16 protein-coding genes and 1 pseudogene are annotated in these 19,413 nt (G+C 46.8%); 2 read left to right on the top strand and 15 right to left on the bottom strand.

The window, feature by feature from the left end; all coding sequences use genetic code 11:
* Positions 1-11: 11 nt before the first annotated feature.
* The 8 genes from J2W69_RS06025 to J2W69_RS05990 form a co-directional block, all read right to left on the bottom strand.
* Positions 12-1,784, bottom strand: a complete 1,773-nt coding sequence (locus J2W69_RS06025; RefSeq protein ID WP_310275599.1) for an SPOR domain-containing protein — start codon at positions 1,782-1,784, stop codon at positions 12-14.
* Positions 1,781-2,848 (bottom strand): 3-dehydroquinate synthase, encoded by a 1,068-nt coding sequence (gene aroB, locus J2W69_RS06020; protein ID WP_310275598.1) that lies wholly within the window; start codon positions 2,846-2,848, stop codon positions 1,781-1,783. The genes J2W69_RS06025 and aroB overlap by 4 nt, the downstream gene beginning before the upstream one ends.
* 39 nt (positions 2,849-2,887) lie before the next feature.
* A complete protein-coding gene (gene aroK, locus J2W69_RS06015) occupies positions 2,888-3,406 on the bottom strand; it encodes a shikimate kinase AroK (protein ID WP_008900467.1) in 519 nt (172 codons plus the stop codon).
* 158 nt (positions 3,407-3,564) lie between these two features.
* Positions 3,565-5,274 (bottom strand): type IV pilus secretin PilQ, encoded by a 1,710-nt coding sequence (locus J2W69_RS06010; RefSeq protein WP_310275594.1) that lies wholly within the window; start codon positions 5,272-5,274, stop codon positions 3,565-3,567.
* 9 nt (positions 5,275-5,283) lie between these two features.
* Positions 5,284-5,829: a pilus assembly protein PilP gene (locus tag J2W69_RS06005; RefSeq protein ID WP_310275592.1), complete on the bottom strand. Its 546-nt coding sequence runs from the start codon at positions 5,827-5,829 to the stop codon at positions 5,284-5,286.
* A complete protein-coding gene (locus J2W69_RS06000; RefSeq protein WP_310275590.1) occupies positions 5,826-6,425 on the bottom strand; it encodes a type IV pilus inner membrane component PilO in 600 nt (199 codons plus the stop codon). Before J2W69_RS06000 ends, J2W69_RS06005 begins: the two co-directional genes overlap by 4 nt.
* Entirely contained in the window at positions 6,422-7,024 is a 603-nt protein-coding gene (locus J2W69_RS05995) for a PilN domain-containing protein (protein ID WP_310275588.1), read from the bottom strand. Before J2W69_RS05995 ends, J2W69_RS06000 begins: the two co-directional genes overlap by 4 nt.
* Positions 7,012-8,091 (bottom strand): pilus assembly protein PilM, encoded by a 1,080-nt coding sequence (locus tag J2W69_RS05990; RefSeq protein WP_310275586.1) that lies wholly within the window; start codon positions 8,089-8,091, stop codon positions 7,012-7,014. The genes J2W69_RS05995 and J2W69_RS05990 overlap by 13 nt, the downstream gene beginning before the upstream one ends.
* Before the next feature lie 152 nt (positions 8,092-8,243).
* On the opposite strand from J2W69_RS05990, the gene J2W69_RS05985 reads away from it, so the two are divergent.
* A complete protein-coding gene (locus tag J2W69_RS05985; RefSeq protein ID WP_310275584.1) occupies positions 8,244-10,877 on the top strand; it encodes a penicillin-binding protein 1A in 2,634 nt (877 codons plus the stop codon).
* A gap of 72 nt (positions 10,878-10,949) precedes the next feature.
* A pseudogene (locus J2W69_RS05980) lies at positions 10,950-11,120 on the top strand (DUF533 domain-containing protein); the annotation flags it as partial.
* Between the two features lie 19 nt (positions 11,121-11,139).
* On the opposite strand, the gene J2W69_RS05975 reads toward J2W69_RS05980, so the two are convergent.
* From J2W69_RS05975 to dauA, 7 genes are all read right to left on the bottom strand, one after another.
* Positions 11,140-11,817 (bottom strand): substrate-binding periplasmic protein, encoded by a 678-nt coding sequence (locus J2W69_RS05975; protein ID WP_310275582.1) that lies wholly within the window; start codon positions 11,815-11,817, stop codon positions 11,140-11,142.
* A 118-nt stretch (positions 11,818-11,935) separates the two neighbouring features.
* Complete coding sequence (gene argH, locus J2W69_RS05970; protein ID WP_310275581.1) at positions 11,936-13,315, bottom strand: argininosuccinate lyase; 1,380 nt, start codon at positions 13,313-13,315, stop codon at positions 11,936-11,938.
* Between the two features lie 66 nt (positions 13,316-13,381).
* Positions 13,382-14,590, bottom strand: a complete 1,209-nt coding sequence (locus J2W69_RS05965; protein WP_310275767.1) for an argininosuccinate synthase — start codon at positions 14,588-14,590, stop codon at positions 13,382-13,384.
* A 2-nt stretch (positions 14,591-14,592) separates the two neighbouring features.
* A complete protein-coding gene (locus J2W69_RS05960; RefSeq protein ID WP_310275579.1) occupies positions 14,593-15,507 on the bottom strand; it encodes an ornithine carbamoyltransferase in 915 nt (304 codons plus the stop codon).
* Between the two features lie 81 nt (positions 15,508-15,588).
* The gene (gene argB, locus J2W69_RS05955) at positions 15,589-16,359 is read right to left on the bottom strand and encodes an acetylglutamate kinase (RefSeq protein ID WP_310275577.1); all 771 of its coding nucleotides are present in this window, start codon (positions 16,357-16,359) and stop codon (positions 15,589-15,591) included.
* Entirely contained in the window at positions 16,356-17,396 is a 1,041-nt protein-coding gene (gene argC, locus J2W69_RS05950; RefSeq protein WP_310275575.1) for an N-acetyl-gamma-glutamyl-phosphate reductase, read from the bottom strand. Before argC ends, argB begins: the two co-directional genes overlap by 4 nt.
* Before the next feature lie 241 nt (positions 17,397-17,637).
* Positions 17,638-19,392, bottom strand: coding sequence for a C4-dicarboxylic acid transporter DauA (dauA, locus tag J2W69_RS05945; protein WP_310275574.1), 1,755 nt, complete (start codon positions 19,390-19,392; stop codon positions 17,638-17,640).
* Positions 19,393-19,413: the final 21 nt, after the last annotated feature.

Genomic DNA, 19,413 nt, shown 5'->3' with positions numbered 1-19,413 from the left:
GTTGTATCACTTTAGTTCGCATTGGCTGAGCGGATCTCACGCTGAATATCACTTAAAGGCTTCACAAATGGGGTTTGTTGTCTTAACTCTTCAGGTAAAGACTTCACTTGCTGTCTGGCAGCACCACCATTCACATAAGAAGCAGAAACCACCACAAACTGAGTTTTACCCTGCTGCTGACGTTGGTACAGCTGCAGGTTTAAGGTCGAATACTGCTGTAAAAACTTCTTCGCCGCAGCTTCCTGCGAAAATACACCCAGTTGAATAGCGACAGTGTCTGGCAGCATCCCCAACAATACAGCAGCATCGTATTGAGTTGAGGTTTGAACTGCAGGGGAAATTTGTCCGGCATCAGCCGCCATTTCCGCAACTAAATCATTTTGCCCGGCTGCAGTTTCAGTTGGAGTCTGAACGGCGGCCTGAACAACAGGGCGTTCTGCTGCGGTTTCAGGTTCAATGAACACAGCTTCTTCACCTGGCGCAGGTAAAGCGGGGATCACGGGCTGCTCACGCATAGGCACAGATTCAATCGTCATAGAGACTATTTGTTGTTGAGGCAAACCGTTGTCATCTTTAGCCACTTCCCGACGCTCTATCATGCTGGCAGCATCAGTGTTTCTTTCCATCGCCATTTGTGGCAAGCCCTGATCAGCAACCACTGCTTGCGCTGTGTTTGCTGCTGCAGAATTATTTACCGCAGCAGTGGACTGCGCTGGTATTTCCGCTTTGATTTCGACTGTAGGCTCAAAATGACGATCCGCTTGCAAGCGCGCTGCAGCACTGGTATCCGCCGCTGGATAATAAGGCACCATATCAGCAGCTATAGGCTCCCTGAACTGTTGTTCAGTCCATAACCAGAACATCACCACAGCAGCAATCAAACCAAAACCCAGGCTCATCACTAAAAATGGTGAAAAAAACTGGCCTGAAGCCTGCTTTGCAGGTTTTTTTTCTTCCACAGCGCGGCTGCGATAATCATTGCGTTGTTCGTTTTCTATTGAAAAGGATGGCTGCGCTTCTGCGGTATCTGTAGCACGAAGTCCAAGCGGGTCATCCCTGTCATTTAAATCAAAACTATGATCTCTGGCTCCGGCCACAAAAACAGGAGCAGCTTTCTCTTCCCTGGCCGTAAAAGCGAGCGATGAAGCAACAACTTCAGCTTTGGGTTTCGAAAAAACAGCGGCTTTACGGGGGGAACTGGCGTTCAGACCATGTAACAATAAATGCAAATCGCCGGCACAATCTTCAATGCGTTCGCGTTGCTCACGGCCCTGTAAATGATAGGGAGCTAACAATTCAGCGGCTTCTTCTTCAGTGAATGCCGGAATATTCATCGCCAGACGAATATCATTTTTAGCCTTGAGGCTACTGATAAACACGCTGACTGGCAGTTGCTGCACAAGCTGCCAACTGGCTTCGTTTAACTGATCTGCATCGTCCACCAGCAACAGGTATTGTTGTGATTTATCCAATTGAGCCACAAAGTCCGTCAAAGTGCGGGGCATAGCTGCAGAGCCAAGCCATTGTTGCTGCAGTACTTTTAACACATCAACGGGGGTCAGACCAGCATCAGCCTGTAACAAAGCCAGATTAAACTGCTCAGAGCAAATTTCAGCCAGAGTCAGGATCAAGGTAGATTTTCCACTACCGCTTGACCCCACCAGTTGTAAACGGTCAGGCTGATTAAATTCCAGTTGCAACAGCAAACGTTGCAGTAACTGACGTTGGGAGCCTAAAAGGCCTGATTGTTGCGTTAAACGCTGTTGCAGAGCTTGTTTACTCATATGCTGAAGAGAGCCATTAGTTCTTGTTCGGTCACATCATCGACTATTGCGCTTTGCCCTAATGCGGTGGGCACGATAAAGCGCATTTTGCCTGCCTGTACTTTTTTATCGGTTTTCATATAAGGCATAAAATCTGCAATTTTCATCTGCTCTGGAGGTGCCACAGGCAAATCAAAGGCAGATAACAATTGAATTATACGTTGTAATTCTTCAGTGCTGACATCACCACGGCTGACAGCCAGTTGTGTTGCCATCACCATACCTACAGCCACAGCTTCGCCATGTAACCACTGTCCATAACCTAAAAAGGCTTCAATGGCGTGACCAAAGGTATGACCTAAGTTTAATAAAGCCCGCTCACCTTGTTCTGTTTCGTCACGGCTGACAATGTCCGCTTTCATCTGACAACAATGGCGGATCATTTCACCTACTACAGCAGGCTGAAGTTCACGGATAGCCAGTTGGTTTTGTTCCAGCCAGTGAAAAAAGGTCAGGTCGCTGATCAGTGCATACTTAATGACTTCAGCCATACCTGCGGCAAATTCAGCAGCAGGCAGCGAACTTAAGACAGAGGTATTGATCAGCACCAGATCAGGTTGCTTAAAAGCGCCAATCATATTTTTACCTAAGGGATGATTGACTGCGGTTTTACCGCCCACTGAAGAGTCCACTTGCGACAATAAGGTGGTAGGTACCTGAATAAAACGTACCCCCCGCTGATAACAGGCCGCGACAAAACCTGTCAGATCGCCAATCACTCCGCCCCCCAAAGCCACCAGTAACACATCACGGTTGATTTTGTGTTCAAGCAAAAAGGACATCACCTGCTCAAAAGAGCTCAGGGTTTTATAGGCTTCGCCATCAGGTAAAATAAAGGAGTGCACAACAGAGTTGGGAAATAATGCAGTGACAGCAGGCAAATAAAGCCCTGCAACCACTGGATTAGAAATAATCACCACCTGACGGGCTTGAGGTAAAAAATCCGTCAAAGGCTGAGCAAATAACTGGGGACTGATCAGGATAGGGTAGCTGCGCTCTCCAAGTTGTACTGCAACTTTTTGCATACACAGCTCTCCTTAATATCCCTGAAAAGTTATCTCAAACTAGAAACCAAGTTGTTCAACGATTTGATTCGCCACTGAACGGGCACTTTGTTCGTCTGTACGTACGGTAAAGTCAGCAATCTCTTCATACAGAGGATTACGCTCAGCCGCCAGACGTTCCAGCACCTCTTTAGGTGCCTCTTCGGTTTGTAACAACGGACGTCTTTTGTCACGTTGAGTACGGGCCACTTGTTTCTCTATAGGGGTTTCTAAATAAACCACTATGCCACGCGCGGATAAACGGTTGCGGGTTTCTTTGCTCAGCACTGAGCCACCACCAGTCGCCAGCACTATGCCTTGTAACTCTGTTAAGTCCGAGATCACGTTTTCTTCGCGAACACGGAATCCCTCTTCGCCTTCCAGATCAAATACCCAGGCTATATCTGCACCAGTGCGGCGTTCAATTTCCTGATCTGAGTCGTAGAATTCGAGATGAAGCATGTCTGCTAAATGACGGCCAATTGTACTTTTGCCTGCACCCATTGGGCCTACCAGGAAGATATTGCGTTTTTCTGCCATAGTTCGTAATGCTGCTGCGCTAACTTAGAAGGTTAATTTCAGGACCCGAAAGCTCCCACGAAAATTTGAAGCGGTGAATTATGTCAGCAATCAGCTTGGCTTGGCAAGCGAATTTTCTGCCGGAGCCAGCGTCAGCTCCGGCCTTGCTTTATGTCATGCTACAGGCTTTCGGTTAGTATTTTTGGGGTGACAAAGATCAGTAATTCAGTTTTCTCATTAAAGTCATTCCGACGTTTAAATAAATTACCCAAATAGGGTATATCGCCAAACACCGGAACTTTGGAGGTCGTATTGGTCATCTGCTGCTGATAGATGCCACCTAAAACCACTGTAGCGCCATTATCCACCAGCACCTGGGTCTGGATGCGCTGCGTGTCTATCGCCTGCGCTGGGCCATTACCAGTCGACACAGTTTCACCCCGGGTATCCTGGGTGATCTCCAAATCCAGAATAATTTTATTGTCCGGCGTAATTTGTGGCGTGACTTCAAGGCTTAATACCGCTTTTTTAAAGGTCACTGTAGTAGCGCCGCTGCTGGATGCTTCCAGATAAGGAATTTCAGTGCCCTGCTCTATGCGGGCTTTTTTCTGATTAGCGGTAGTAATACGCGGGCTGGCAATGATTTCGCCCTTGTTTTCCTGCTCCAGCGCTGATAACTCCAGATCCAGTAAAGTACCATCGGCAAATTTAGTGACATGAAAAGCTATGCTGCCAGCCGGATTCGCTACAGGTAAATTCACATTCCACCTGTCATTGAGCGCAGGCACAGTACCACCTGCCAAATTATTGGCACCAGGCGCATTACCTGACCAGGCTCTGTCATTTTGCTGATCACTAAAACCCCAGCGTAAGCCTATTTCATCCCGCACATTATCTTTGACTGTCACCATACGGGATTCAATCAGCACTTGTTTCACCGGCACATCCAGTCGTCTGAGCAAGCGACGCACACTTTCAATAGTGGTTGCTGTATCTTTCACCAGTAAGGTATTGGTTCTGTCATCCACAGCCACATTGCCGCGGGCAGATAACAAAGTGGCTTCTTTGTTATTTAACAGAGCAGCAATATCCGCGGCTTTGGCATAGTTAATAGGCAGGAATTCAGAAATTAGAGGTTCAAGCTGCTCCACCTGTTGCTGAGCTTGCAGCTCTTTGGCTTCACGGGCAGCCAATTCATCTGAGGGCGCTATCATCAGAATATTGCCATCCATACGTTTATCCAGCCCCCGCACTTTCAGCACTATATCCAGCGCCTGATCCCAGGGAGTGCCGTCCAGTCTTAAGGTGATATTGCCTGTGACTGAGTCGCTGGTCACCAGATTAAAGCCGTTGTAATCTGCAATAATCTGCAACACGGTACGCACCGGAATATCCTGAAAATTCAAAGAAATAGCCCGCCCAACGTACTGAGCTGCCGCTGCGGACTGCTGCTGATCAGCAGCGCGTTTTTGCACCACCAGATGAAACACCTGATCGATTTGCTGGTAGCTGTAGGTGAACGAATCGAGCGTTGCAATCACCAGCCTGGCTTTGCTGCCTTCACGGAAAGTTTCTATGCCTTTGACCACAGTGGCAAAGTCCAGCACATCCAGTTGATACAATAATTCATCACTGATTTGGGTATCATGAAAGTCAAGTTGGATCTGGCCATTTTGTTCAACCACATCCACAGCAGCTGAATTTTGCTGCAGGAACACCAGAACCTTAGCCTCGCCTTGCTCTCCACGGCGAAAATCTATCGAATCAATTTCATTAATAAAGTCTGTACTTTGTTGTGCTGAGGTATAAAAAGCCAGCGCAGCACAAAACAGCACTATCACTTTATTAACGCAGAAGAGCCTGGAGCTTGTTTTAATTTTTATCATCATTCAGCACGCTCAGTTAGTTTCGGTTGCATCAGCGGACGCATTCAACAATTGCAATTTGCTATTTCTCTGCACAGTGCAACCACTGCCATCAGGAATAAACTCGGTAATTTCAATATAGTCTGGCTTTACAGCAATAACCTTGCCATGAAATAACCCTAGTCGGTCATTGATACTGATCCTGTGCAAACTTTGATCCGAAGCCTCAATCAAAGCCCACAACTGATCAGCATGGCCCAAAGTGCCGCGCATTTTTAGATTGTCTACCGCGAATTGCTCCAATGGGTGTTTTTCACGCTGATTATCCAGCTGGATACAACCAGGCTGATGTACAGGCAATTGGTTGTAAGCTTCTGGTGACGGCAAACTAAAAGGACTGCGTAAGTCGGAGCTGGTGTAGGGCAAGTGTTCAAAAGCTTTGACCGGTGGCAAAGGCGGAATTTTGGCGCTGGTGCTTGCTTTCACGTCCGCCATAAACTGCTCAATATCGGTAGTGTCATCAAAACATCCGGCTAAGCACAAGACAGAAAGCAACAGAAACAAAGAAGCCGGTTTCATTTTTTCAACTCCTTGTATCTGTAAGTTTTGGCTATAACGCTAAAACTCTGTTTACCGTCTTCCCTGCTTTGGATCACAAAATCATGCAGACTGACTATACGGGGTAATTTGGCAATTTCACTGACAAAATTTCCGATCTGATGGTAATCCCCTATCACTTCTATCTGAATTGGCAATTCGGTATAAAACTCTTTCTCAATTTCCGGCATCCAGTTAATACGGACAAAAGTTAAACCCACAGAAGTGCCGGCAAAAGTAATATCATCCAGCATGCCAGGGGTTTCATGGGTCGCTGGTAATTGTTTTAATAAGGTGGAAAAGGTTTTTTCCATTTCCAGCATTTGTTCCTGATACAGCTCAAGATTGATCGCCTTGCCATACTTACTCTGGTAATCGAGCCTCAGTTCCAGCTCTTTCTGCTGGGCTGCCTCAAGGTTGGTCACCTGAGTTTCAATCAGAAAAAAGTAGCTCAACAGCATTACGCTAAAAGCAACAACCGAAGCCAAGGCAATTTTTCCGGCTTTGGGCCAGGCGCCCATATCGTTAAAATCAATTTCTGATAAGTCGATGTCGGACAAGTTAATGTTCAGGCTCATTTGCTTGCTCCGGTTTTAGCAGCTGCGGCAGCGGCATCAGGCGGTAATGGCGGAGGTTCAGCCCCAACCAGACCTAAATGCATTTTAAAATCACTCAATAGGCCACTGTCCTCTTTACTGGCCTGAATAAACTCCAGCACAGGTTGATTCAGTAAAGGGGATTGTTCAATCACCCGTAGTAAGCTGGATAATCTGTTATTCGACTCACTTTTTCCAACAACAAGTAACCTGTTGAATTTTTTATCTAAAGACACCAGATACACCCCTGCAGGTACGGTTTTAGCCACTTCATCCATAATTTGGGTGCCCAGATTTCTGCTGCGTTGTAACTGCTCGATCAGCGACATACGTTGCTGCAAACCCGCTTTTTGTTTTTCCAGCTCGCTGATTTGCGCAATACGTTGATCCAACGCCTGAATTTCTGTTTCCAGCAATGCATTGCGGCTGAGTTGCCCTTCCACACGAGCCTGATACAGCCAGTAGACAAAAAACATCAACACAAAAGCCAACACCGCCACCTGAGCCAACAGGGTCAGATAATTCAGCTGCTGTTGTTTACGCGCGGCTTCACGCCATGGCAGCAGGTTTATTGATGCCATGAGTTAAAACTCCGTAACGCTAAGCCTGTAGCGATCATCAGGCAAGGGGATTTTTCAGTCAGTTCCTGACGATTAAGGTCCGCCGCTAATTCCATATGACGAAATGGATTGGCTATCACAGTCTGAATAGCCAGCTCGTCACTGATCAATTTGTCTATGCCGTCCAGCAAACCGGTACCGCCACTGACCAGTAAATAATCCACCTGCTCTTTGCCGCTTGTGGTCAGGTACATCTGAATAGCACGGCGAATTTGTTGCAACAACATGGTCTGAAAAGGAGCCAGTACTTCAAAACTATAGCTGGGGGGCAAGTCAGCCAGAATTTTTGCCTGCTCTGCTTCTTCATAGGTTTTATTGTAGTAATTCATAATGCTGCGGCTGTAGTGCTCGCCACCAAAGGCAATATCTCTGGTATAAAGATTTTTATCGCCCTCCACTATGCTCAGCAACGTCATAGTGGCACCTATATCCAGCACAGCCACCACTTTTTCTGCTGCATCTTCAGGCAACTGATCAAGACAAAGTTCAGCGGCCCGGCTCAAAGCAGAGCTTTCAACATCTATCACTTTGGCGGTAAATCCGGCAGACTCTAAGGCGGTTACCCGAGCCTGAACACTTTCAGTGCGGGCCGCACTCAAAAGCACATTGACCTTGCTTGGGTCTGTTTCATTGGCTTCCAGCCGTTCGAAGTCTAAACTGACTTCATTCAGCGGGTATGGAATTAAACTATCGGCTTCCAATTCAATCTGACGTGCTAATTCAGCGTCTGTTAAACTGGCATCCATAAAAATTACTTTACTGATCACCAATGAACCTGACACAGCAGATGCGGCATACTTAATTGATTTATCTATCTTTTTCCTGATATTTAATAAAGCATGGGCTACAGCTTCAATATCCTGAATTTCACGATCCACCATAGTGCCTTTCAGCATAGGTTCTATTGCAAAGGCTTCTACTTTATAATGCTGGTTATGTTGGCTTAATAACACAGCTTTCACAGCATGTGAGCCAATATCGACCCCTAGCATTAAAGTTTTTTTTGTTTGAAACAGCTGCTTTAGCATAGTGTCCTGTACACAGGTCAATGATTTATATTGAACTTCTGTCAAGAGCTTAGTCGTTTCATGCAAGATTGCGTAGGGTCAGCAAACAGCTTTTTGAAAAAAAACAGACTAGCAGTCCCGCTAGATCCGAAAATATACATTGAGGTTAATCAGTGTCGTGGTTTAAAAAACTAATCATTCTGGTGATTGCAGGTGCTTTTTCCGTTGTAGCTACAGTTGCGGCGAGTTATTGGTATGTCAAAGATGACCTGCCAAGTGTGGCTACATTAAAAGATGTAAAGCTGCAAACACCGATGCGTGTCTTTAGTCAGGACGGTGAACTTATTTCACAATTTGGTGAAAAACGCCGTATTCCGTTAAAACTGGAAGAAATGCCTGATTTGCTGCTCAAAGCCGTGCTGGCCACAGAAGACAACCGCTTCTATGAACATCCTGGCATTGATGTGATTGGTATGTTCCGTGCTTTTACTGTGGTCGCTATGAGCGGTGAAGCCAGACAAGGTGCCAGTACTATTACTCAGCAATTAGCTCGTGTATTTTTCCTGACCCGCGAGAAAAAGCTGATCCGTAAAATTAAAGAAATCTTTTTAGCTTTACGTATTGAACAGGAACTCACCAAAGACGAAATTCTTGAACTCTATTTAAACAAAATTGAGTTGGGTCATCGCTCTTTTGGTGTGGGTGCTGCAGCGCAAGTGTATTTTGGTAAAAATATTCAGGATTTAACTTTATCTGAAATGGCTATTATTGCCGGTTTACCCCAAGGCCCTTCAGTATTAAATCCGGTTCGTTCGCCAAGCCGCGCACGGGCCCGGCGTAATATAGTACTGGGCCGTATGCTGAATGAAGGTTATATCACTCAGGCTCAGTATGACGAAGCGCTGCAGGAACCTATTTTATCCAAACTTCATGGTGCTCAGATTACCGCATCAGCGCCTTATGTAGCAGAAATGGTCCGCCAGGAAGTGGTCGACAAATTTGGCGAAGAAGAAGCCTATTCCAAAGGTTTTCAGGTATTTACCACTGTAGATTCTAAATTACAGGGCAAAGCTGTAGCAGCAGTGCAAAAAAATGTCGTCGGCTACGACGAGCGCCATGGCTACCGTGGGCCTGTCGCAACTTTATGGCAAAGCAAAGCTCAACCCCAGAACGATGGTTCAGTTAAATTTGTTGAAACAGACCGCCTGTCAGATGAAGCCATTCTTGCCTATCTGGATACACAACATGGTCTGGAAGATTTAGTTCCGGCCGTGATTACCGGAGTTTCAGGTCAGCAAGCCGAAGCTATTTTATCCGGGGGTCGTAAAATCACTCTGCCATGGCAAGGATTAAACTGGGCCAGAGCTTTTATCAGCCATGACAGACAAAGCCATCCACCTAAAGCTGCAGCTGATGTATTAGCTCCTGGTATGCATGTGTTGGTACGCCCTGATGCAGGCGAATGGCGTTTAGGCCAAATTCCAGGCGTCAGTGGCGCTATAGTGGCTATCAGTCCTAAAGATGGCGCAGTACAAGCCTTAGTTGGTGGTTATAGCTTTGCAATGACACAGTTTAACCGTGCCACTCAGGCCAACCGTCAGGTCGGCTCCAACATTAAACCTTTTATCTACTCTGCCGCTTTAGAAGAGAATCTGACACTGGCAACCTTGATGAATGATGCACCTATTCATCAATGGGATGAAGGTTCAAATCAGGCATGGCGGCCAAAAAACTCTCCTGAAGTGTATGACGGCGCTATCCGGATCCGTGAAGCTTTAGCCAAATCAAAAAACGTGGTCGCAGTACGTTTATTGCGAGCAGTGGGTATAGAAAACACCCGCCAACATCTGACTAAATTTGGCTTCAGAGAAAAAGATCTGCCGCACAGTGAAACCCTGGCTTTGGGTTCTGCGTCTTTAACTCCGCTGGAATTGGCGACTGGTTATGCGGTATTTGCTAACGGTGGTTTTTTAGTCAAGCCTTATGTCATCACTAAAATTCTGGATGATCAAAACAACCTGATTTACGAGCATATTCCTGTGCCGGTTTGCGCTGAATGTGAACAACAGGCTTTGGCAGCCAAAGCTGCAGAAGAAGCCGCTGCGGCTGCGGCTTTAGTTGCCAGATCTGCAGATCCTGAAGCTTTGTTAGAAGCAACTTTCGCAGAACAAGTTACAGCAACTGAAGCCACTGCAGCAGAGCAACCAGAGGTCAAAGTTCCGGCTTACGCCCCCAGAGTCTTATCCGCACAAAATGCCTTTTTAATTGCTGACGCGCTGAAAAGCTCTATTTGGGGTGGCGGTGACTGGAAAGCAGGCACTGGCTGGCTGGGAACTGCTCACAGATTACGAGAGCTAAAACGACAGGATTTAGCAGGTAAAACAGGCACCACCAATGATGTAAAAGACGCATGGTTCTCTGGTTTTTCCCCTGAACTTGTAGTGACATCATGGGTAGGTTTTGATGACGCTGAAAGTCGCTTAGGTAAAACCGCCTGGAATAATAATTTAGGCAAAGATCAGATTGCTGGTGGTGAATCCGGCGCTAAAACCGCCTTACCTGCCTGGCAGGAATTTGTTGGCTTTGCCCTCAAAGCTCGACCACAAGTATATATACAGCCACCAGTGGGCATCACCTCAGTACGTATTGACCTGAAAACAGGTTTGTTAACTCAGGCGACAGATAACAGCAGTGGCTTCGAGTTTTTTAAGCAAGGTACTGAACCCAAGACTTATGTGAACTCCTCAGTGCAACAATTGCCAACCCAAAATAATCAGCAACAGCAGGACGAAATAGAATTGTTCTGAGCTAGTCTGATTTGATTTGTTGTCGTCCAGGGCCGCGTTGTAGCGGCCTTTTTTTTACCTTTTGCAAAAGCTGCGACCACACAGAAACTGGCCGCTGAGATGTATCTGGCAAGTTTATTGGTGGTCAATGAACAAAACTATATGGAAGGAGCTTATTTGCAGGAGTTGGCACGCCAGCTCAAACTGCCGGTTGAACTCAAAGCTGAATTAGACTTTCAGGCGAAGCAGGCTCTTTCTCAATAAAATCTGACCGTTAATCAGGCTATTCATCGGGCAACGCTGGCTTTGAAATTTGTTGCTGACAAAGCAGAATAGCCTGATTCACAGAGTGCAGATGATGTTTGGCAAATTCTTTACTCAGATAAAAACCACCAGATGTGGTATTAAAAATGTGCTGACGGTAAACCGGACTGCGATCAGACAGCAGCGCCTTTAACGACAGGTCTGGGATCAAAGCAGCATCCACCCTTCTGGCGTCCAGAGTTGCTAGTTGCTTATCAAATTCTTCAACATAAACCACATTGGTATAACCTGCTTTTTCCAGATAGCTGGCCTGCAAAGAACCACGCTTTACCGAAACAGCAATACTCTTGTCTGTCAGATCCACTTCAGAATCTGGCAAGGTCAACCATATATTATTCACTGTGACAAATTCGATGGAGCGCACCGACTTTTTATCACGTTCAGCATCAAACAAAGCTGGGTAGACTAAATCCAACTCCCCCGTTTTGACCAGATGAAACAGACGGTTATTGGGGTAACTTTTCCAGTCAAACTGCATACGGCTTTGCTGCTCGATACAACGTAATAAAAATGCATCATAGCCGACTGGCACTGTGGCACCGGGTAAAGACAGACTGAAATTAGTCGGGTTTCCGGCTTTGACTAAAGGCGTGGCTTGCACTGTTGCCACAAAACACAAAAAGATCCACCTTGTCATCAGCGTCTGACCCACCCAATTTTTTTAAAGTATAGCCAAACTTCCGAAGGCGTTGCCGGAAAAAAAACCGGACTACTGTCCGGCTTTTCACTAAGGTTTTGAATAACAAGGCTTTGAATTATAAGGCCTCAAACCAGAATTTAGTCGCGTCTAACGCTTCTTTGACTCTGTCAGGACTGGTGCCTGCTAAAGAAGCACGTTTGGCCAGACCTGCTTCAATAGTCAACGCAGCATAGACATCATTGCTTATTAACGCGGACACCTGCTGCATTTCAGCTAAAGCCAAAGCTTCCAGCGGTTTTTGCTGCTTTGAAGCCACCAGCACCAACTCACCGGATAGTTCATGAGCATCACGGAAGGCGATACCTTTACCCACCAGATAATCGGCCAAATCAGTGGCGTTACTGTAGCCCAGCTCGGCAGCTAAGCGGCAACGTTCTACATTAACCGATAAATGTGGCAATACGGTGGCCAGCACCAGCAAGCATTGTTGCCAGCTTGCGATTAAGTCAAAAAAGCCTTGTTTGTCTTCCTGCATATCTTTGTTGTACGCCAGCGGCAAACCTTTGAGCACATGCAAAATAGCCACTAAATGACCCAACACCCGGCCAGTTTTGCCACGTAATAACTCAAACACATCGGGGTTTTTCTTTTGTGGCATCAACGACGAGCCACTGCTGATGGCATCGCCCAGCTTAAAGAAAGCGGCTTCGCCTGAGCAGAAGAAAATCACATCTTCAGATAAACGCGATAAATGCGTCATACACAAAGAGGCTGTGGCAGACAGCTCAACCACATAATCCCGATCAGACACTGCATCTAAGCTATTAAGCGCAGCTGATTTAAAGCCTAAACGCTGGGCTAAAGCTGTGCGGTCGATTTGAATACCAGTGCCCGCTAAAGCGCCACAACCTAAAGGACAGACGTCCATCCGCTCTAAAGCATCGTCAATACGGCTTAAATCCCGTTTAAACATTTCGATGTAAGCCAAAGCCCAGTGACTGACCAGCACAGGCTGAGCCCGTTGCAGGTGAGTAAAACCCGGCATCACAGCACCAAAATGCGCATCAGCAAAAGTAATCAATGCACCTATGGCGGTGATTAAAGTGCTGCGAATCTGACTGGCATTCAGTTTGGTCCACAAACGTAAGTCGGTTGCCACTAAGTCGTTACGGCTGCGGCCAGTGTGCAGCTTTTTCGCCACAGCACCAATTTTTTGCTGTAACTGAGCTTCCACCCAGCTATGAATATCTTCTTCCTGCGTTTGCAACGGCAGCTTAGGATTAGATTCCAAAGCTAAAGCTAAATCAGTCAAAGCATGATCCAGCTGCTCAGCTTCAGCGGCCGTAATAATACTGGCTTCAAGCAAGCCTATGGTCCAGGCACGGGAGGCCTGAATATCCTGTTGCGCCAACAGATAATCAAAACTTAATGAGTCATTAAATTCACTGAACTCGGCCAGACTGGCTTCGGTAAACCGACCACCCCACATCGCCATGATAAATACCTCTTATCCAAATAGAATGGGCGGCCTGGTAGCCGCCCGAATAATTACGCCAGGAGCTTAACCTTTGCTATGCAAAGCACGAATACGGCTGGCTAAGCTGTACAGGCGGATAAAACCTGCAGCATCTTTTTGGTTGTACACTTCATCGCCTTCAAAAGTCGCAAAAGCTTCAGAGTACAGGCTGTTGGGTGAACGGCGTTGCGTTACCGTCACGTTGCCTTTGTACAGTTTGACTACTATGTCACCTGTCAGTTGATCAGCAAGTGAAGTAGCAGCGGCTAACAAGGCATCTTTTAACGGCGTGAACCAACGGCCATCGTACACCAACTGAGCAAACTCCAAGCCGACTTCTTCACGGTATTTCAGTGAAGTACGGTCATACACCAACGACTCCAAAGCACGTAAGGCCGCCACTAAAATAGTGCCGCCAGGCGTTTCGTAACAGCCACGGGATTTCATGCCCACTAAACGGTTTTCAACGATGTCGATACGGCCAATACCATGCTCTGAACCAATAGCGTTCAACACTTCAATGGCTTTAATTGGAGCTACGGCTTCACCGTTTAATTGGGTCAGTTCGCCTTTTTCAAAACTCAGCTGTACATGTTCAGCTTTATCCGGCGCCTGCTCTGGAGATTTAGTCCACATCCAGATCTGGTCTGATGGTTCATTCCATGGATTTTCAATCTCACCACCTTCGTGCGAGATATGCCATAAGTTGGCATCACGGCTATAAATTTTGGTGGCAGAAGCTGTGGTAGGCACATTTTTCTCAGCCAGGTAATTGAGCAGAGACTGACGTGAGTTAAATTGCCATTCACGCCATGGCGCTATCACTTTTAACTGCGGTGCTAAGGCAGCAAAAGCACCTTCAAAACGCACCTGATCATTACCTTTACCAGTACAACCGTGGCATAAAGCATCAGCACCTAATTTCAGTGCCAGTTCAACCTGAGCACGTGCAATCACAGGGCGCGCCATTGAAGTACCCAGCAAATACTGGCCTTCATACACTGCACCTGTTTTTAACGTTGGATAAATCACTTCTTTGATCAGTTCTTCACGCAGGTCCACCACGTAACAAGAGCTGGCACCTGACTTAATGGCTTTTTCTTCCACACCAGCCAGTTCTTCATCACCCTGCCCAACGTTGGCGACAAAAGCTATGACTTCACAATCGTAGTTATCTTTTAACCAAGGCACAATGGCTGATGTGTCTAAACCACCTGAATACGCTAACACTACTTTCTTAATACTCATGTCCAACCTCAACTAAATAAACTGACTAATACTGCATTCTGAGCGTGCATACGGTTTTCTGCCTGTTGCAACACCAGCGAATTATCACTGTCCAGCACTTCGCTGGTCACTTCCTGGCCACGGTGAGCAGGCAGGCAATGCATAAAATGTTTGACTGCTAAACGCTGCATCACTGCAGTGTTGATTTGATAAGGTGCAAACAGGTTCTCGACTTGTTTAGGATCGGCCTTAGCCCCCATAGACAACCAGGTATCGGTGTAAATAGCATCTGCACCTGCAGCAGCTGACACATGCTGACTCAAGGTCAGTTTAGCGCCGCTTTTCTCTGCCATCACCTGAGCTTTTAACAATACATGAGCATCAGGACCAAAGCCTTGTGGTGTGACCACCGTCAGCGTCATACCCAGAATGGCAGCACCTAACATCAGCGAGTGGCAGACATTGTTACCGTCGCCGACAAAAGCCAGGTGCACTTTGCTTAAATCGCCATAATGCTCTTTTAACGTCAACAAATCTGCCAGCGCCTGACAAGGATGGTACAAATCACTCAGTGCGTTAATCACTGGTTTTTTGCTGCTTTGCGCAAGCTGCACTAATGTTTTCTGAGAATAGACCCGCGCCACTATGGCATCACACCAACAGGCCAGGTTACTGCCAAAATCTTCTACGGATTCGCGTACGCCCATAGCTCCGTTTTGCTGATCCAGATACACACTGTGACCACCTAATTTATTGATACCCACATCAAAGCTGACGCGGGTTCGCAAAGAAGGTTTTTCAAACAACAAGGCAATGCTTTTGCCTTTAAGTGCAGAGCCGTACTGCTCTGGCTTTTGTTTGATCTGAAGCGCAAGCTCCAGTAAGTCGGATAATTGCTTCTGATCTAATTCAGCTAAACATAAAAGCTGGCTTAATTTGCTCATAAAAACACACTGCATGTCCGCCAGGCGGCATCCTTATCGTTGCAACAGCTTCAGTTATTGAAATGCTGTTTTGTTTCTGGATCAATACACGATGCAAGTCCCTACTGCTTGTTGTTGCATCAGCTTTAATAAATCGTCGGGATGCTGCCATCCTGCCACTGTAATATTACGTTTCAGCACTTGTGCTGTTTCCAGCGCAGCATCCAGTTTTACTTTCATGCCACCTTTAATCACGCCATCAAGCACCAGTTGCTGCGCTTGGGCTGCAGTTAAAGTTGGAATAAGCTGCATACTGGCATCCAAAATACCTGGCACATCGGTCAATAAGACCAGCTGGCCTTGCACCAGCTGGCAAATAGCAGCGGCTGCAATATCGGCATTCACATTGAGTAACTGACCATCGGCACTTAAGCCAATAGAGCTGAATACAGGAGTAAAACCCTGAGCTAATAAGGTGCTCAGCAGTAAAGGATTATTAGGTTTGGCAATGCCAACAGCGCCTAATTTATGATTAATATCAAAAGCTAAACTGCCACCTGCTGCCAGGCTTAGCCCCACAGGGTTTAAACCCTGCAAGGTAGCCCGCGCCACCATATCCGCATTCACTGCGCCATCTAAAGCACCGGTGATCACAGGCATTTGTTCTGCTGGAGATACCCGTTGGCCATCAATTTTTTCAGTCGTAAAACCAAATTTAGCCAACCACTGATCCACCTGATCACCACCGCCATGCACCAGTATTATCGGATACTGAGTTTTTAACTGGGCACAGACTTTTAATAAGGCATCTAAAGCGGCCTGATCCTGTAATAAACGGCCACCCATTTTAAGAACTAAAGGCGTCTGGTTCATTCTGCTGCTCCTGCAAATAAACCTGCAGTTTCAGCAGCGCCAAATTTGATATTGGCCGCCTGCATCGCCTGAGCCGCAGCACCTTTGAGTAAGTTATCAATGCAGGAGACTATCACCAGTTGCTCACCATCCTGTTGCCAGTAGATATCACAAAATGGTGTGCCCGCTACATCAGCTACATTGGGTGAATGCTTCACTAAACGCACTAATGGCTTAGCTGCATAAGCCTGCTGGAAAGCTGAAGCCACTTGTTCGGCAGTGACTCCTGATTTTAACGTCACCACGCTGGTGGCAAGAATGCCCCGCTTAAAGTTGCCCAAATGCGGCGTGAATACCACTTTACGGCCTAAGTTCTGCTCAATTTCAGGTCTGTGTCTGTGTTTAAAGAAACCATAAGCATTCAGACCTACTTCACAAAATGACGTGCTTAATGCAGCTTTACGACCTGCACCTGATACACCGCTGGTGGCGTTAATCACAGGAATACAGCCATCGGCCACTAAACCCGCTTTTAATAAAGGCAATAACGCCAGCGAACAAGCTGTTGGGTAACAACCTGGTACAGACACCAGCTGTGGCAACGGCTTATCCAGCCACTCCATCAGTGAATACACAGCTTGATCCAAGAGTTCAGGATGCTGATGCTCATAGCCATAATATTTAGGATACAAAGCCGGGTCTTTTAAACGGAAAGCGCCGGATAAATCAAAGACGGCTATGCCTTTCGCCAGTAACAAAGGTGTGACAGCTTCACTGACTTCGTGCGGTAAAGCTAAAAAAGCCACATCCAGTTTACTTGCCAGCTCTTCGACTAAATCATCCGTCCATGGTTGCACCACCACATCCACAACACCTTGATAACGTGGATATAAATTAGAAAAAGGCTCAGCAGTTCGGCCTGCGGAAGCAAAAGCGTAGCTCAGCTCAAAATACGGGTTCCGTGCCAACATAACGGCCAGCTCGGCGCCGCTATAACCGGCAGCACCTAATACAGCGCTGCGCAGTTTGGAGCCAGGGGAAGTGGATTGAGTGGACATAGGTCGCTGAGTCTCCGAAAACAAAAAATAATAAATTAAGGCCACGCCAAAAAAGTGTGGTCAGTGTAGTGGCTTCGTCATGCAGTTTCAAGAATTATTATGCTGAATTAGTGAATTTTTATTTTATTTAATTCATAAATTCAAACAAGCACCAGATCCACTGCAGAAAGACCACAGCTTAGACCAAAATGCCCCAGCGCAGAAGTCGGAATAAGAGATGCGGTTAAATTACTGCGCGTGATCATAAACCCACAGCTTCGCCTTGAGGATCGATGTTCTTGCCCGGCAGGCTATTCAGAGCTTCAGGCAAAGTTGAATAAAAACTCAAAATACCAGCTAATGGTTGCACCTTAGCTTTGGCCAGAGTTTTTAGCGGTTGGAAGCTTAAGTCTGTCACCAATAAATGAATCCCCTGTTTCTCTGCCAGACTGACCAGTTTAGTAAAAGCGGAGAGCCCACCTGCGTCCATTAAAGTAACAGCATCCATCACTAAAATAGCACCTTGCTGCTGTTTGAGTTTTAGCGATAATTCACCAAATACCCGGTCGGCTGCTGCAAAAAACAAAGGGCCACTGATCCGAAATGCTTTCCAGCCTTCAGGCAAAGGTTCTGTCAGGTATTTTCTGTTATGGCTGATATCCGCGACACGGGTCATATCAGCCACTTGTTTGACAAAGAAAAAAGCGGCGATGACCATGCCACAGCTGATGGCAATAACCATATCAAAGAGTACAGTACAACCAAAACAAATCAGAAAAATGATGATGTCGTTACGGGGTGCTGTTTTTAACAGATGCACAGCTTTAGGCGCTTCACTCATATTCCAGGCCACAACCAATAGCAAAGCCGCCATAGCTGCCATAGGTAAATAAGCCAATACCGGCGCCAATACCAACAAGGCCAATAACACCACCAGCGCATGGATCATGCCTGCTATGGGCGACTGAGCACCTGCCCGCACATTAGCTGCCGAGCGGGCTAAAGCAGCTGTTGCAGTAAAGCCGCCTAAAAAAGGCGCTACTATATTGCCTATGCCCTGGCCCAATAATTCACTGTTAGCGCTGTGTCTGCGCCCTGTCATACCATCCAAAACTACGGCACAAAGCAAAGACTCAATAGCGCCTAACATGGCCATTGCAAAAGCTGCAGCCAATAAGTCTTTTACCATTTGGGTGCTGAACTGCAGTGCCTGGCCATCAGGGCCTGCCTGTAACCAGGGCCAGGTCAGCTCGGGTAATACAGCGGGAATGCCCTGTCCTTGCGAGCCATCAGGCAACAGATAACTAAATCGACTGCCTATGGTATCCATCTCCAATCCAAAATGAGCCAGCGCTAAAGCCAAAGCTGTCGCTATCACTATGGCTGGTAAATGCGGTGGCAAGGGTAATTTGAGTTTTGGCCAGAGCCACATCACAGCTAAAGTAACAGCAGCGACCAGCAAGGACGGCCAGTGCAGTTCAGGCATAGCTAAAGACAGCTGCTGTAATTTTTCCAGATAATGTTGTGACAGCTTGTCTATCGGTAAACCAAAGACGTCTTTCATTTGCAAAGTAGCAATGACCACAGCAATACCGCTGGTAAAACCTAAAGTCACAGCTTCAGGGATGTATTCAATAAAACGGCCAAAACGCATGGCCGCCATGATAATCAGCATCACTCCAGACAAAATGGTGGCAAGCAGCAAGCCCGCTAAACCATAACTTTGGGCTACAGGGTACAAAATAACCACAAAAGCGGCAGTAGGCCCGCTGATGCTGTAGCGCGAGCCACCGGTCAGGGCTATCAGAAAACCTGCGATTACAGCGGTATACAAACCATATTGCGGCGGCACGCCACTGGCAATAGCGAGCGCCATCGCCAGCGGAATAGCAATAATACCCACTGTGATACCAGCCAGCAGATCCAGCTTAAAAGCACCAAAGCTATAACCTTCGGCCAGACATTCCCGCAGCGCATGACCGATACGCAAAGAAAACAAATAAGAGCGGTGCGACATCTGAATCCGTCCGGTAGTAAA

The sequence above is a fragment of the Rheinheimera soli genome (assembly GCF_031457405.1).
GTDB lineage: Bacteria > Pseudomonadota > Gammaproteobacteria > Enterobacterales > Alteromonadaceae > Pararheinheimera > Pararheinheimera soli_A.
This window is presented reverse-complemented; position numbering and strand designations above follow the sequence as displayed.

Excerpts from the sequence above, each read along its gene's own strand:
- argB (WP_310275577.1), bottom strand. The coding sequence starts at position 16,359 with ATGAACCAGACGCCTTTAGTTCTTAAAATGGGTGGCCGTTTATTACAG.
- argC (WP_310275575.1), bottom strand. The coding sequence starts at position 17,396 with ATGTCCACTCAATCCACTTCCCCTGGCTCCAAACTGCGCAGCGCTGTA.
- J2W69_RS06005 (WP_310275592.1), bottom strand. The coding sequence starts at position 5,829 with ATGAAACCGGCTTCTTTGTTTCTGTTGCTTTCTGTCTTGTGCTTAGCC.
- argH (WP_310275581.1), bottom strand. The coding sequence starts at position 13,315 with ATGGCGATGTGGGGTGGTCGGTTTACCGAAGCCAGTCTGGCCGAGTTC.
- J2W69_RS06010 (WP_310275594.1), bottom strand. The coding sequence starts at position 5,274 with ATGATGATAAAAATTAAAACAAGCTCCAGGCTCTTCTGCGTTAATAAA.
- J2W69_RS05960 (WP_310275579.1), bottom strand. The coding sequence starts at position 15,507 with ATGAGCAAATTAAGCCAGCTTTTATGTTTAGCTGAATTAGATCAGAAG.
- aroB (WP_310275598.1), bottom strand. The coding sequence starts at position 2,848 with ATGCAAAAAGTTGCAGTACAACTTGGAGAGCGCAGCTACCCTATCCTG.
- aroK (WP_008900467.1), bottom strand. The coding sequence starts at position 3,406 with ATGGCAGAAAAACGCAATATCTTCCTGGTAGGCCCAATGGGTGCAGGC.
- J2W69_RS05990 (WP_310275586.1), bottom strand. The coding sequence starts at position 8,091 with ATGCTAAAGCAGCTGTTTCAAACAAAAAAAACTTTAATGCTAGGGGTC.
- J2W69_RS06025 (WP_310275599.1), bottom strand. The coding sequence starts at position 1,784 with ATGAGTAAACAAGCTCTGCAACAGCGTTTAACGCAACAATCAGGCCTT.
- dauA (WP_310275574.1), bottom strand. The coding sequence starts at position 19,392 with ATGTCGCACCGCTCTTATTTGTTTTCTTTGCGTATCGGTCATGCGCTG.
- J2W69_RS05995 (WP_310275588.1), bottom strand. The coding sequence starts at position 7,024 with ATGGCATCAATAAACCTGCTGCCATGGCGTGAAGCCGCGCGTAAACAA.
- J2W69_RS05975 (WP_310275582.1), bottom strand. The coding sequence starts at position 11,817 with ATGACAAGGTGGATCTTTTTGTGTTTTGTGGCAACAGTGCAAGCCACG.
- J2W69_RS06000 (WP_310275590.1), bottom strand. The coding sequence starts at position 6,425 with ATGAGCCTGAACATTAACTTGTCCGACATCGACTTATCAGAAATTGAT.